At 74.8% G+C, this 13,690-nt stretch carries 15 protein-coding genes; 6 read left to right on the forward strand and 9 right to left on the reverse strand.

All coding sequences use genetic code 11. The annotated features are described in order from the left end of the window. Positions 1 to 148: 148 nt before the first annotated feature. Positions 149 to 1,444, forward strand: coding sequence for an FAD-binding domain-containing protein (locus tag BLW43_RS03850; RefSeq protein ID WP_217632095.1), 1,296 nt, complete (start codon positions 149 to 151; stop codon positions 1,442 to 1,444). Beyond that, positions 1,444 to 2,310: a class I SAM-dependent DNA methyltransferase gene (locus tag BLW43_RS03855; protein ID WP_093248567.1), complete on the forward strand. Its 867-nt coding sequence runs from the start codon at positions 1,444 to 1,446 to the stop codon at positions 2,308 to 2,310. Before BLW43_RS03850 ends, BLW43_RS03855 begins: the two co-directional genes overlap by 1 nt. Before the next feature lie 4 nt (positions 2,311 to 2,314). Here BLW43_RS03855 and BLW43_RS03860 read toward each other — a convergent pair whose 3' ends face one another. Genes BLW43_RS03860 through BLW43_RS03880 form a run of 5 tightly spaced genes read right to left on the reverse strand, consistent with a single transcriptional unit; the run spans position 2,315 to position 5,644 of the window. Next, positions 2,315 to 3,016 carry a haloacid dehalogenase type II gene (locus BLW43_RS03860; protein ID WP_093248569.1) on the reverse strand — a complete coding sequence of 234 codons (702 nt, stop codon included), beginning with the start codon at positions 3,014 to 3,016 and terminating at the stop codon, positions 2,315 to 2,317. Beyond that, positions 3,013 to 3,858 carry a pantoate--beta-alanine ligase gene (panC, locus tag BLW43_RS03865; protein ID WP_093248571.1) on the reverse strand — a complete coding sequence of 282 codons (846 nt, stop codon included), beginning with the start codon at positions 3,856 to 3,858 and terminating at the stop codon, positions 3,013 to 3,015. The genes BLW43_RS03860 and panC overlap by 4 nt, the downstream gene beginning before the upstream one ends. 20 nt (positions 3,859 to 3,878) lie before the next feature. Next, the gene (locus BLW43_RS03870; protein ID WP_093248573.1) at positions 3,879 to 4,964 is read right to left on the reverse strand and encodes a phosphotransferase family protein; all 1,086 of its coding nucleotides are present in this window, start codon (positions 4,962 to 4,964) and stop codon (positions 3,879 to 3,881) included. 51 nt (positions 4,965 to 5,015) lie between these two features. Next, a complete protein-coding gene (locus BLW43_RS03875) occupies positions 5,016 to 5,261 on the reverse strand; it encodes a glycine zipper 2TM domain-containing protein (RefSeq protein ID WP_093248575.1) in 246 nt (81 codons plus the stop codon). Next, entirely contained in the window at positions 5,261 to 5,644 is a 384-nt protein-coding gene (locus BLW43_RS03880; RefSeq protein ID WP_093248577.1) for an EF-hand domain-containing protein, read from the reverse strand. Before BLW43_RS03880 ends, BLW43_RS03875 begins: the two co-directional genes overlap by 1 nt. Positions 5,645 to 5,868: 224 nt before the next feature. Between BLW43_RS03880 and BLW43_RS03885 the strand changes: the two genes are divergently transcribed. The 4 genes from BLW43_RS03885 (at position 5,869) to BLW43_RS03900 (ending at position 10,148) form a co-directional block, all read left to right on the forward strand. Next, positions 5,869 to 7,473 carry a sensor histidine kinase gene (locus BLW43_RS03885; RefSeq protein WP_175478747.1) on the forward strand — a complete coding sequence of 535 codons (1,605 nt, stop codon included), beginning with the start codon at positions 5,869 to 5,871 and terminating at the stop codon, positions 7,471 to 7,473. Next, a complete protein-coding gene (locus tag BLW43_RS03890; protein WP_093248581.1) occupies positions 7,463 to 8,170 on the forward strand; it encodes a response regulator transcription factor in 708 nt (235 codons plus the stop codon). The genes BLW43_RS03885 and BLW43_RS03890 overlap by 11 nt, the downstream gene beginning before the upstream one ends. A 181-nt stretch (positions 8,171 to 8,351) precedes the next feature. After that, a complete protein-coding gene (locus BLW43_RS23375) occupies positions 8,352 to 9,131 on the forward strand; it encodes a hypothetical protein (RefSeq protein ID WP_093248583.1) in 780 nt (259 codons plus the stop codon). Positions 9,132 to 9,272: 141 nt separating this feature from the next. Next, complete coding sequence (locus tag BLW43_RS03900) at positions 9,273 to 10,148, forward strand: HTD2 family dehydratase (RefSeq protein WP_093248586.1); 876 nt, start codon at positions 9,273 to 9,275, stop codon at positions 10,146 to 10,148. A 154-nt stretch (positions 10,149 to 10,302) separates the two neighbouring features. On the opposite strand, the gene BLW43_RS03905 is transcribed toward BLW43_RS03900, so the two are convergent. From BLW43_RS03905 to coaBC, 4 genes are all read right to left on the reverse strand, one after another. Next, positions 10,303 to 10,821, reverse strand: a complete 519-nt coding sequence (locus BLW43_RS03905; protein WP_093248589.1) for a hypothetical protein — start codon at positions 10,819 to 10,821, stop codon at positions 10,303 to 10,305. Between the two features lie 133 nt (positions 10,822 to 10,954). Then, on the reverse strand, positions 10,955 to 11,728 hold the full coding sequence (locus tag BLW43_RS03910) for a HesA/MoeB/ThiF family protein (RefSeq protein ID WP_342741589.1): 774 nt from the start codon (positions 11,726 to 11,728) through the stop codon (positions 10,955 to 10,957). Position 11,729: 1 nt separating this feature from the next. Then, the gene (dut, locus tag BLW43_RS03915; RefSeq protein ID WP_093248594.1) at positions 11,730 to 12,194 is read right to left on the reverse strand and encodes a dUTP diphosphatase; all 465 of its coding nucleotides are present in this window, start codon (positions 12,192 to 12,194) and stop codon (positions 11,730 to 11,732) included. Next, on the reverse strand, positions 12,191 to 13,432 hold the full coding sequence (coaBC, locus tag BLW43_RS03920) for a bifunctional phosphopantothenoylcysteine decarboxylase/phosphopantothenate--cysteine ligase CoaBC (protein WP_093248596.1): 1,242 nt from the start codon (positions 13,430 to 13,432) through the stop codon (positions 12,191 to 12,193). Before coaBC ends, dut begins: the two co-directional genes overlap by 4 nt. Positions 13,433 to 13,690 lie beyond the last annotated feature (258 nt).

The raw sequence follows: 13,690 nt of genomic DNA on the forward strand, positions 1-13,690 counted from the left end.
CTCCCGGGCGCCTGTCCCATGCGACGAAGGCGCCGCAACGCCGTCGACCGAGACGAGTCTAGCATGTCGGTCGTGCTTCTGGACCTCCGCGGCAGGGCTGTTATGTCACAGGGGCGGCTTGGTCCAGGCCTCGCGACGGGGGAGCTCGATGAACCAGTTCAGCCTCGATCTTCCCGGCGTCGCCGGCGACGACGCCGCGACCGCCGACCAGCGGCGCTGGCCGCCGACGCGCGCCGAAGGGCTCGCGCGGCTGGAGGCGTTCCGCGGGCGCATGGGGCGCCATTACGCCAGGAACCGCAACTTCGACTGGGGGCCTGACCGGCGCGACAACGTCTCGCTCGTCTCGCCCTGGCTGCGCCGCCGCCTCGTGACGGAGGAGGAGGCGGTGCGCATGGCCGTCGAGACGCACGGGGGCGGGGCCGACAAGTTCGTTCAGGAGGTCTTCTGGCGCAGCTACTGGAAGGGATGGCTGGAGATGCGGCCGTCGGTCTGGCGGGCCTATGTCGCGGGGCGTGACGCCGACCGGATGGCGCTGCGCGACTATCCCGACCTCGCGGCGCGGCTGGCGAAGGCGGAGGCCGGCGAGACCGGGCTGGAGTGCTTCGACGCCTGGGCGCGCGAACTCGTCGACACCGGCTGGCTCCACAACCATGCCCGCATGTGGTTCGCCTCGATCTGGGTGTTCACGCTGGAGCTGCCGTGGCGGCTCGGCGCGGACTTCTTCCTGCGCAACCTGCTTGACGGGGACCCCGCCTCCAACACGCTCGGCTGGCGCTGGGTCGCCGGGCTGCACACCCGCGGCAAGGTCTATTCCGCCGAGGCGTGGAACATCGCGAAGTTCACCTCCGGCCGGTTCCAGCCCGACCCGCGCGACCTCGCCCCCGACCCGGCGCCCCTGCACGAGGAGCCGACGGCGCCCGCCGCGCCCCTCGCGCCGGCGCCGCGCCTAGACCCCGACCGCCCCGCCGCGCTCCTGCTGACCGAGGAGGATCTTGCGCCCGAGGACTGGCGCGCCGCCCATGGCCTCGACTTCCGCGGCTTGCGCGCCGCGGCGACGCTGCAGCTTTCCCAGGCGCGGTCGGACCAGCCGATCTCGCCGGCGGTGGCGCGCTTCGACTGCGGCGCGCTGGAGGACGCCGGTGAGCGCGCCCGCGCCCTCGGCGCGCCGCTGGCCGAACGCCTCGCCGATGTCGCGCCGGCGGACCTCGCGCGCTGGGCCCGCCGCGCCGGCGCCGTGCAGGTCGTGACCGGCTGGGCGCCGGTCGGTCCCGTGCGCGACCAGCTCGCCGCCGCCCGCCCGGCGCTGAGGGAGGTCGGCGCGGAGCTGGTGATGCTGCGCCGGCCCTGGGACGACGCGGTGTGGCCGCACGCCACGGCCGGCTTCTTCAAGGTCAAGGAGAAGATCCCCGGCCTCGTGAAGCGCTTGATCCACGGCGCCGCCTGATGGCCGGGAAAGGGCTCGACGCGCCCCACGGCGACGGCCCTGAGGACGACGGCCCCGAGGGCGACGGGGTCGATCGCGAGGCGCTGTGGGAGGCTTATCAGGAGGGGCTGGCGCTGGAGAAGCTCGGCGAGCTCGACGCCGCCGCCGAGGCCTACCGCGCCGCGCTGGCGCTAGACCCTGACGACCATGGCGGCGTGTCGATGCGGCTGGCCGCCATCGGCCGCGCGGCCTCGCCCGAGCGCGCGCCGCCGGCCTATGTCGCGACGCTGTTCGACCAGCACGCCGAGGACTTCGACGCCATCCTCGTCGACCAGCTCAGCTACCGCACGCCGCAGGACGTCGCGGCCGCGCTGGCGGGCATGGGGCCGTTCCCGGCGATGCTCGACCTCGGCTGCGGCACCGGCCTCTGCGCCGTAGCGCTGGAGGGCGTGACGCAGACGCGCACCGGCGTCGATCTCGCCGAGGCGATGCTGGGCGAGGCCGACGACCGCGGCCTCTACGACGCGCTCTTCGTCGGGGACGCCGAAGGGTTCCTGGAGGCCGCGCAGGAGGAAGGCGAGACGTGGGATCTGATCGTCGCCGCCGACGTGCTGCCCTATCTCGGCCCCGTGGAGACGCTGTTCGCCGACGTCGCGGCCTGCCTGAACCCCGGCGGCGTGTTCGCCTTCTCCACCGAGAATCTCGTCGTGGAGGCCGCGTCCGGCTGGGGCGTCGGGCCCAAGATCCGCTACGGCCATGGCGAGCCCTACCTGCGCGGGACGCTTTCGGCGGCAGGGATGAGCGTCGTCTCGATCACCCCGATCGTGGTGCGCACCGACGACGGGGCCCCGGTCGAGGGCCAGCTGTTCGTCGCCCGCCGGCCCTGAGCGGTCAGCGCCCCACGCCGAGCGAGACCCGCGCCGCGAGGTCAGCGATGTCGTCGGCGACGAGATCCCACGGTCCGTCGGGGCTCAGGTCCGCGGTCTGGCCGGGGCCGTGCTCCTGCGGGCGCGGGATGAAGCCGGCCATCAGGCCCGCCGCGCGCGCCGCGCGCAGGTCGTCGTTGTGGGCGGCGACCATCATCACCGCGCCCGGCGCCAGCCGCAGGGCGGCGGCGGCGGCGAGATAGACCTCCGGCTGCGGCTTGTAGGCGCGCGCGACGTCGGCGCCGAGGACGCAGTCCCAGGGCAGGCCGGCGTAGCGCGCCAGCCGCGTCATCAGCGCGATGGAGCCGTTCGAGCAGGGCGCGATCATCGCCATGGTCCTGAGCCGCGCCAGCCCGTCGGGCGCGTCGGGCCATGCCGGCAGCCGCTCCCACGCCGTCGCCAGCGCGGCGCGGGCGGGCGGCGTCATCCGCGCGCCGAACGCCGCCAGCGTCTCGTCCAGCATCTCGGCGTGGAGTTCGTCGAGCGCGACATAGGGCCGGCCGCCGGCGCGCACCCGCTCCATCGCCGGCTGATAGCGCGCCCGCCACGCGGCGGCGAAGGCGAAGGGTTCGACCTGCGGCAGCGCGCGCGAGACGTCGCGGGCGACGCCCGAGCGCCAGTCGACCACGGTGCCGAACACGTCGAAGATGAAGGCCTGCGGTCTCATGCGATCTCCACGTTGTCGATCAGCCGCGCCCGCCCCAGCCGCGCTGCGGCGAAGACGCGGGCGGGCCGGGCCGGGTCGAAGCCGTCGATGGCCGCGAGGCTCGCGGCGTCCCGCGCCTCGACGTAGTCGGGCGGCGGGAAGCCGGCCTCCGTCAGCGCGCGCGCCGCCTCGCCGCAGGCCTCGGCCGGCGTCGCGCCGGCGGCGATGCGCGTCGCGGCGCGGCGGATTGCGGCGCAGAGCGCCGGGGCCGCCGCGCGCTCCGCCGCGCTCAGGTAGCGGTTGCGCGAGGACATCGCGAGGCCGTCGGCCTCGCGCACGATCGGCGCGCCGAGGATGCGCGTCGGGATGTCGAGATCGGCCGCCAGGCGTCGGATCACGGCGAGCTGCTGCCAGTCCTTCTCGCCGAAGATCGCGACGTCGGCCTGCGCCTGGTTGAGATACTTCGTCACCACCTGCGCAACGCCGTCGAAATGGCCCGGCCGCGCCGCGCCGCACAGCACGTCGGTCAGCCCCGTCACCCGCACCTGGGTCGCGAAGCCCGGCGGATACATCTCGCCCGCGTCGGGCGCGTAGAGCAGCCCGCAGCCGGCGCCCGCCAGCATCGCCGCATCCGCCGCCTCGTCGCGGGGGTAGGCGGCGAGATCCTCTCCGGCCCCGAACTGCGTGGGGTTCACGAACAGCGTCGCCGCCACCCTGTCGGCCTCCCGCAGCCCGATCTCCACGAGGCTCAGGTGGCCCGCGTGCAGCGCGCCCATGGTGGGCGTCAGCGCAACGCGCAGGCCCTCGGCCTTCCAGCCGGAGACGGCGGCGCGCAGGGCCGCCACGGTGCGCACGATGTCCATCGATGTCCTCCGGGAGAGCCTCAGCCCAGCGCGGCCTCGGCCTTTTCGATCAGTTCCGGCACGCGGGGCCCCAGCCCCTCGAACCGCGCGTCGCTCGTGGCCCCCGCCAGCCAGCGGGCGTAGATCTGCTGCAGCACCACCGCCGTCTTCCACAGGCCGAACGCCGTCGCCCAGGCCACGTCCGCCACCGGCAGTCCGGCCCGCGCGAGATAGCGGTCGGCCAGCTCCTCCTGCGACGGGTAATCCCCCGAGACGGTCGTCGCCGAGAACATCCCGCCCCAAGCCCCGCGGTCGGCGGCGAAGTAGCCGAGCGCCACGCCGAGGTCCACCAGCGGGTCGCCCAGGGTCGCCATGTCCCAGTCGAACATGGAGCGCACGCGGTCGGGCGCGCCCGGCGCGAACATGCAGTTGTCGAGCTTGGGGTCGTTGTGCAGCACCGAGACGCCGAGCGGCGCCGGGGCGCCCGCCGCCAGCCGGGCGGCCACCCGGTCGAACGCCGGAACGTCGCGGTCGCGCGCCGTCTCCCAGCGCCTCGCCCATCCCGCCACCTGCCGCGCGGCGAAGCCGTCCGGGCGGCCGAGGCCGCCGAGCCCGACTTCGACGGGATCGATCGCGTGCAGGTCCGCCAGCGCGTCCATCAGCGCGAAGGCCGTCCGGCGCTCCACCGCGGCGCAGTCGGCCAGTTCGGGCGGAAAGGCGCGCCTGACGACCACGCCCTCGCGGCGCTCCATGACGAGAAACGCCGCGCCGATCACGCCGGGGTCGTCGCAGTAGGCGAGGGGCGCCGGGGCCGGGCGATAGCGCGGCGAGAGCCCGGCGAGCACCGCGCGCTCCCGCGCCATGTCGTGCGCGCCGCGGGGCAGGGGCCCGTGCGGCGGACGCCGGACGACGACCGCGCGCTCGGCGAAGCGAAGCTCGTAGGTGAGGTTGGCGTAGCCGCCGCGGAACTGGCGCAGGCTCGGCGCACCCTCGAGCCCCGCGACGTTGGCCCTGAGCCACGCGCCGAGCCGCTCGACGTCCAGCGTCTCGCCGGCGCGCGGCGGGCCGAGATCTCCCGCCCCGCCGTCGTCGCAAGGGCGCGCGCCCGCCGCGTCGCGACCGTTCATCGCCGCCGTCCGTTCACGCGCGCGGTCGCTCCCCGCCCGCCGGCCGCCCGATCACTGGCCTGAGGCGATCCGGCCGCCGGCGATGGTCCCGAGCACCGCGCCGGCGCCTGTGGCGAGCACCTTGCCGCTGCCGCCGCCGAAGACCGAGCCCACGGCCGCGCCGGCGACGCCGCCCACGACCTGCCCGGTCAGCTCCTTCTGCTCGGGCGTCTGGTTGGCGCAGCCCGCCGCGGCGACCGCCATGATGAGCGCCAGTGTCGCGGCCCGCGCGCCGCGCATCCCTTCAACGGCTTTCATCAGTTCCGCTCCCTTTCGAAAACCATGATCTCTTCAACCGAGAGCGCGCCGTCGCGGTTGCTGTCGATGTCGAAGAAAAGGCCCATGCGCTCGGCGACGGCCTCGCCGAGAGAAACGTAGCCGTCGCCGTTCGCATCCGCCGCGCCGAAGCGGGCGGGGTCCACCTGCGGCACGTCCGCCTGCGAGACGCGGCCATCGCGGTCGGCGTCGACGCCGCCGAACAGCGAGACGAAATGTGCGACGTACTCATCGACGTTGAGCGCGCCGTCGCCGTTCTGGTCCGCGTCCGCGAAGGCAGCCGCGACGCCGCTCTCCTGAGCCTCGACGCCGGGCGCCGCAAGCAGCGCCAGCGCGGCGAAGCACGCCGCTTTTCCGTACCGCATTCGCCGTTCTCCCTCTTCTGAAGCCGCCAGAGCATAGCCCGATGCGCGGCCGCGCGACAGGTCTTGCGCGGGCGGCGCGGGCGCGCGCGACAGGGGGGGCTGGGGAGCACGGGGGGCGTGACAGGGAGGGGCGTGACAGCGCGTCCCGCGGCTTCTAGCTTCGCGCCATGGCGGATGCGGCGAGCGACGCGGCCGGCGCGCCGGCGCGCGGCAGGATCGGGGCGGTGACGCGCGACGCGATCGCGCGCCGGCTGGCGTGGGCCGTGCTCGGGCTGGCGGCGCTTCTCGCCGGGCTTGGCGGGCTCGCCGGCTGGGGCGCCTCGCGCATCGCCGAGGAAGTGGGGCGCGCCGAGCAGAGCATGGCGCGGCTGGAGGTCGCGCGCACGGTGGAGGCCGCCTTCACCCGCTATCTTCTCGCCGAGATCGGCCGGCGGCTGGAAGGCGAGGTCTCGGTCGCCGAAACCCGCGAGGCCGCCGAAGTGCGCGGGATGCTGCTCACCTATCGGCAGGACATCAACCGCCAGATCGCCGCCGCGCCGGCCGCGACGTTCTCGGCGGCCCGCTCGGACCTTCTGCGGGCCCGCGCGCTGGTGTCGCTGTTCGAGGCCATCGAGACCGACTCGATGCTCGATCGCCGCGCACGCGCCGGGGCAGGCGGGCCCGAGGCCGCGCGCGAGTTCTACGTGCGCATCGCCGCGGAGCGCGACGGGGCGTTCCGCAACATCGTCGCGGAGGTGGTCGCCGACGCGCGCGGCAGGGTGACGGACGCCTATCAGCGTCTTGAGTCGTTGCGGACGCGGCTGGCGTGGAGCGGCGCGGGCATCGCGGCCGCATTCATGGCGGCCGCCGTGGTCTTCGCGCTGGGGTTCCACCGCGGGCTCGTGCGCCCGATCCAGCGCCTTGCGGAAGTGGCGGCGGCGTTCGGGTCGGGCCAGCGCGCCGCGCGCGCGCCCGTCGCCGCGCCCGGCGCGCTGGCCGCCCTGTCCTCCCGGTTCAACGACATGGCCGACCGAATCGCCGGCGAGCAGGTGCGGCTGGAGGCTGAAGTCGCGGCGCGCACCGCCGATCTCGCCGCCGCCAACGCCGAACTGCGCGCGGTCGACGCCGCGCGGCGGCGCTTCTTCGCCAACGTCAGCCATGAGCTGCGCACGCCCGTGACCGTGCTGCTCGGCGAGGCGCAGGTCGTCCTGCGGGGCGCGGCGGCGCCGGAGGCGATGCGCGAGGCTCTTGAGCGGATCGCCGGCTCCGGCGGCTATCTGCGCCGCCGGCTGGACGACCTGCTGAGCCTCGCGCGGTCGGAGGACGGGACGCTGCGCATCGCGCTCGGCGAGGCCGATCTCGACGCCGCGCTCGCAGGGGCCGTCGACGCCGCGCGCGCCTACGCGGCGGCCAACGAGATAACGCTCCGCTTCGAGCCGTGCGGCGCGACGCGGCGGGTGCGCGCGGACGCGGCGACGCTGCGGCAGGCGGCGCTTGCGCTGATCGACAACGCCGTGAAGTTCTCGCCCCCCGGCGCCGCGGTGACGCTCAGCGCCCTGCCAGGCGCGGCCGGCTTCAGCGTCCGCGACGAGGGGCCGGGCTTCGGCGGGGGTGACGCCGAGGCGCTCTTCGGCCGTTACGCGCGGGGGGGCGACAGCCAGCGCGCGGGCGGCGCGGGGCTCGGCCTGTCCATCGTGCGCTGGATCGCCGAGCAGCATGGCGGCACGGTGACGGCCGCCGACAGGCCCGAGGGCGGGGCCTGCGTGCGGTTCCTGCTGGGCGAGGACGCCATCGACGACGAAACCGGGCCGCAGAGCCCGACAGGGGAGACGACCGGACATGCCGTCTGACGAAAGCGAGCGGTCCCCGGCCGCTCGGCGCGCCGAGCCGACCCTGCTGCTGGTGGAGGACGACACCGGCATCGGGCGGATGCTCGAGCGGGGCCTGCTCGCCGAGGGCTACAGGGTCCGCTGGGCGCGGGATCTGCGCGAGGCCGCGGAGATAGCGCGCGCCGAGACGCCGGATCTCGTGGTGCTCGACCGGATGCTGCCAGACGGGGACGGCGCGGCGTTCTGCGCGGCGTTCCGGCGTTCCGGCTCCAGCGCGCCCGTCCTGATGCTCACCGCGCGCGAGACGCTGGAGGACAAGCTGCGCGGCTTCGACGCCGGGGCCGACGACTACCTCACGAAGCCCTTCGAGTTCGACGAGCTCGCCGCCCGGCTCGCGGTGCTGCGTCGGCGCGGACATGGGGGCGTCGCCCCGTCCCTCACCCTCGAACCAGCCCTGCGCGAGGTGCGGTTCGCCGGGCGCGCCGTGCGTCTGACGCCGCGCGAGTGGCCGCTGATGGCGCATCTGCACGCCAACGCCGGCGCCCCGGTGACGCGCGATGCGCTGATCGCCGACGCGTGGGGGCTGGAGGGCCAGGTGACGGAGAACAGCGTCGATGTCTATGTCGGCTACCTGCGCCGCAAGCTCGGCGAACTGCGCTGCGGCGCGCGCATCGAGACGGTGCGCGGCGTCGGCTTCATGCTCGTCTTGGTCGGGTGACGGGGCCGGGTGACAGGCTTGCGGGCAAGACGGGATCGCGGGCGCGCGCGGGCGTGCAGGCATGTGGGCATGCGGCCGCTCTGCAGGGGTGAACCGGCCGCCGTCTGTGCTAGGCTCCGCCGCGAGTCGCAGGCCGGCGTCCGGGTTCCGGCGCGTCGCAGAAGAGGGGACTGGAGCCGCAATGTCTGAGAACAAGACCAACTCGATCTACTACATCGCCGGCGCGCTGGTCGTCGGCGCGCTCGTCGGCGCCGCGGTCGCCTCGCGCAATGACGGCGAGCAGGCGGCGATGGAGCGCCGGATCGTGGCGCTGGAAGGCCAGCTTGCGGAAGCCGGCGACGCCGGGGCGGACGCCGCCGCCGCCGCCGCGCAGTCCGCCGCGGATGCGACCGCCTCCGGGCTTGCGGCGCTCGAGACCCGCGTCGACACGATGGCGAGCGAGACGGCGGACGCTCTCGCCGCCGCCGCCGACACGGCGGGCGACGCCACCGCGGAGTCGGTCGCCGCGGTCAGCGACCGCGTCTCGGTGCTCGCGCAGCAGATGGCCGCCATCGTGGGCCGTATTGAGGAGATGGGATCGGCTGCGGCGCCCGGCGCGTCCTCCGGGGCAGCGCCCGAGGCCGCGCCCGAGGCCGCCGCGTCGGAAGGCGGGGCCGCTTCCGCGGAGGCCGAAGCCGCCGCCGCGCCGGCGCCCGAGCCGGAGACCGAGCCGGAGACCGTCGTGATCCCCGAGGGCGCGATCGAGCTCGCCGTCGGTCAGACTGCGCAGATCGGCGGCTCGGGCGTGTTCCTCTCCCGCGTGGACGCCGAGGCGCAGTCGGCCCAGGTGCTGATCGTCGGCGCCGGTCGGGCCACCGTGAGCGATCAGTCGGACCCTGTGACCCTCTCCGACGGCTGCACGCTCAAATTGGCGGTGACGATGCCGCGCCGCGCCGCCTTCACGACGGTCTGCCCCGAGTAAGCTGGCGCCCGCCGCCGACCCTGGCCGGCCGCGCGTGAAACAATCATGCGCGGCTGGTCTGCTGCAATGCAAAAAAGTTCTCGCCACGGGCGTTGAACCGGTGCTATCCCCCTCGCCGCCGAAACGGGGAGGACAACGGGCATGACGGTCACGGACGCCGAGCTTCAGGGCTACGAGGCCTATGTCGGGCGCGAGGCGCGCGACGCCTGCGTGATCGCGCCCGAGAGCTGCGACCTCATGGCGGCCACGCTCGACCGCGACGACCCGAGATACGCGCCCGGCGATCCGCTGCCGCCGATGTGGATCTGGATGGGCTTCCGCCCACACGCAAGGCGCAGCCAGATCGGCCATGACGGCCACCCCGCGCGCGGCGACTTCCTGCCCCCCGTCGCGCTGCCGCGGCGCATGTTCGCCGGCGCCCGCCACCGCTTCCTCGCGCCGCTGCCCTGCGGTGAGACCATCGAGCGCGTGCAGCGCATCAAGGCGGTGACGCCGAAGCGCGGCGCATCGGGCGCGATGGTGTTCGTGACCGTCGCGCAGAGCTTCGTCGTGGACGGCGTGACGCGGATGGAGGAGGAGCAGGACATCGTCTACCGCGAGGCCGCGACGCCCGGCGAGGCGCCGCCGCCCGCCGCGTCGAAGCCCGCGCCGCAGGCGCCGTGGTCGGAGACCTACCACCCCGACGTGGTGACGCTGCTGCGCTACTCCGCGCTCACCTTCAACGGCCATCGCATCCACTACGACCGGCCCTATGCGACGCAGGAGGAGGGCTATCCCGGCCTCATCGTGCATGGGCCGCTGACCGCGACGCTGCTGGCCGACCTCTGCCGCCGCCGCTCGGGCCGGGATTTTCTCGCCGCCTGGGAGTTCCGCGCGCGAAAACCGCTGTTCGACGTCAACCCGATCACCCTGACCGGGACGCCGGCCGCCGACGGGCTGAGCGTCGATCTCGCCGCCTACGACCATGAGGGCTTCGCGGCCCTCACCGCCACGGCGATCTTCGAGGCCGCGACCTAGAGCGTTCTCCGGGCCGGCCGGATCAGTCGGCGAAAGGAAGGCCGCGAGAAGACGTTGGCGCAACGCGGCGGGCCCGGCGCGGTCAGGTCGAGCGCCGCTCCGGCCGCGCCGCGGTCCGTCCGGCCGTGGCGCGCCCCCGGCTGCCGCCCCCGGACTACTTCGCCACCGTCTCCACGCCCAGCGCGAAGGCTTCTATGATGGTCACGCGCACCCGGTCGCCGGGTTTGCGGGCCTCGGCGAAGGCGCGCATCTCCGGTGCGACGACGAAGCGCAGCGTCTCCCCGGCCTGATCGCGGACGACCGCCGTCGCGGTTGCGGGATCATAGGCGACGACTTCGAGCGTCTCCTCCACGCCCATCGCGACGCCTGCGCCGGGCTTCTCGCCCTCGGCCGTGCGTACGGCGTCGGTGACGGAGAGCGGCGCGCCGTCCTCGGCGGTCGCCATGCGCGCGGCGACTGCGCGCATGTACTCCACCGCGACGGTATCCCCGACCTCGATCTGATCGAAATTGCGCACCTCGGGACTGGCGAGGACCTCGAAGACGGCGCCATCCTCGCCGCGGAGCGTCAGGGCGCGGGCGTCGCGGTCGATGGCGTCGACGGTGGCGGTCATGCGCAGCGCCTCGGCGCGCTCGGCCTGCGCCGGCGCCACGGGCGCCTGGGCGCAGGCCATCGGGCCTCCGCAAGCTACGGCGAAACAGAACAGGGCGCGGCTGAACTTCATCGTGAACCTCCCGATCGGCGCTCGCCCGGCGCGGCGCCGTAGTCGACATGCTACCCCGGCGCGAAGTGTCGGAGCCTGTCGATCAACGCGCCGGACGATCTGTCGCGCTCGGCGTTCCGCATGCCGGGCAGTCGGCGCGGCGCTTCACCACCAGCGTCCGCGTCTCCGCCGACAGCGCGTCATAGAGCATGAGCCGCCCGATCAGCGGCTCTCCGGCGCCGGTGATCAGCTTGACCGCCTCCACCGCCTGAAGCGCGCCCATCACGCCGGTCAGCGCGCCGAGCACGCCGGCCTCCGCGCAGCTCGGCGCGAGCCCCGCCGCGGCGTCCACGGGGAAGACGCAGGCGTAGCAGGGGCCGCCGGCTGCGGGATGATAGACGGCGATCTGCCCCTCCCACTGCCCCACGGCGGCGGAGACGAGGGGGATGCCGGCGGCGACGCAGGCCGCGTTCAGGATGCGCCGCGTGGCGGCGTCGTCGCAGCCGTCCAGCGCCAGCGCGCAGCCGTCGAGCAGCGTCGCCGCGTTCTCCGCGGTCAGCCGCTCCGCGACCGGCTCGACCACGCTCAGAGGGTTGATCGCGGCGAGCGCCTCGGCCGCGCTCTCCACCTTGAGCCGGCCGACGCGCTCCGTCGCATGGATCACCTGCCGCTGGAGGTTCGACAGCGACACCGTGTCGTGGTCCACCACCCGCAGCCGCCCCACGCCCGCGGCGGCGAGATACATCAGCGCCGGCGCGCCAAGGCCCCCGGCCCCGAGCACGAGCGCCTGCGCCGCGCCCAGCCGGCGCTGTCCGGGCCCGCCGATCTCGCGCAGGACGATGTGGCGGGCGTAGCGGTCGAGCGCCGCGTCCTCCACGTCAGCGCCCCGTCGAGCCGAAGCCGCCGGCGCCGCGGGCGGTCTCGTCGAGCGCCTCGGCCTGCGTCCACGCCGCCCGCGCAACCGGGCAGAGCACCGCCTGGGCGATGCGCTCACCGTGGCGGATCACCAGCGGCTCGCGCCCGAGATTGACCACCAGAACCATCAGTTCGCCGCGATAGTCGGCGTCCACCGTGCCGGGGCTATTGGGCATCGACAGCCCCTCGCGCAGCGCGCGGCCCGAGCGCGGCCGAACCTGAAGTTCGAAACCGGCGGGAACGGCGACGGCGAGTCCGGTTGGGATCGCCGCGCGGTCGAGGCTCGCCAGCGTCAGCCCGGCGGCGCGGGAAGGCTCCGGCAGGCACGCGCGCAGGTCGGCCCCGGCGGCGTCGACGGTCTCGTAGGCGGGCAGGGGCAGCGCGGGGTCATGGTGCGGCAGCCGCAGGACGGGCAGGGGAACGCTCATGTCTCGGCCTGCCGCGCGGCGAACCAGTCGGCCACGCGGAGAGCCAGCCGCCGCGCCGTCTCGGCCTTGCTGAGCCGCGGCCATGTCTCCGTCCCGGCGTCATCGGTGACGATCACGGCGTTCTCCGCGCCGCCCATGACGCCGCCTCCCGCCGCCGAGACGTCGTTGGCCACGATCCAGTCGCAGCGCTTGCGCAGGCGCTTGGCGGCGGCGTTGGCGGCGACGTCGTCGGTCTCGGCGGCGAAGCCCACCACCAGCGCCGGCCGCCTGCCCGCCGGCAGGGCCGAGACGGTCGCGAGGATGTCGGGGTTCTCGGTCAGCGCCAGCGGCGCCGGGGCCGAGCCGTCCTTCTTGATCTTGCCGGCGCGCGCCTCCGCGGGGCGCCAGTCCGCCACGGCGGCGGCGAAGATCGCCAGATCGGCCGGCAGCGCCGTCTCGACGGCGGCGAGCATCTCGCGCGCCGTCTCGACGCGGACGACCGCCACGCCCGCCGGCGCCGGCTCGACGGTCGGGCCGGTCACCAGCGTCACGCCCGCGCCAAGCTCGCGCAGCGCGGCGGCGATCGCCATGCCCTGCTTGCCCGAGGAGCGGTTGGCGAGATAGCGCACCGGGTCGATCGGCTCATGGGTGGGCCCGGAGGTGACGAGCGCGCGAAGCCCCGAGAGCGGCCCGCGCACGGCGTCACCGGCCCGCGCCAGCAGCGCGAGGGCCGCGTCGCGGATCGCCGCGGGCTCCGCCATCCGCCCCGCGCCGAACTCGCCGCAGGCCATCTCGCCCGCATCGGGGCCTACGACAGCGACGCCGTCGCCCTTCAGCGCGGCGAGGTTGCGGCGGGTGGCGGGATGCTCCCACATGCGCACGTTCATCGCCGGCGCGATCAGCACGCGCTTGTCGGTCGCCATCAGCAGGGTCGATACGAGGTCATCGGCGTGGCCGTTAGCCATCTTCGCCATGAGGTCGGCCGTGGCTGGCGCGACGATCACGAGATCCGCCGCCCGCGACAGCTGGATGTGCCCCATCTCCGCCTCGTCGGTCAGGTCGAAGAGGTCGCGGTAGACCTTCTCCCCCGACAGCGCGCCGGCGCTGAGCGGCGTGACGAACTGCTCCGCGGCGCGGGTCATCGCCACCGTCACGCCCACGCCCGCGCCGCGCAGCAAGCGGATCAATTCGAGGCTCTTGTAGGCCGCCACCCCGCCGCCGATGGCGAGCAGGACGCGTCTGGCGGTGCTGGAGACCATGGCGGGCGCCTCGTGCCGGGGGGTTGCCCGCCGCATCTAGCCCCCGGCGCCGGACGGCTGCAAGAGCGCGCCCGGGAGGGGCGACGCCGCGCGCGGCCCATCCCGCCCCGGCGCCGCTACGTCATGGAAACTTCATGCGCGTCTCCGCGCGATCGGCGTTACGTCGGAATGGACAGACATTTGGCGGATGCCGGCGGTCGCGACCGGGCGCGCAGCCGTCCGGAAGCCCGCCTGACGGTCCGCCGCCCGTTCATGGGG

The sequence above is a fragment of the Rubrimonas cliftonensis genome (genome assembly GCF_900107585.1).
Classification (GTDB): domain Bacteria; phylum Pseudomonadota; class Alphaproteobacteria; order Rhodobacterales; family Rhodobacteraceae; genus Rubrimonas; species Rubrimonas cliftonensis.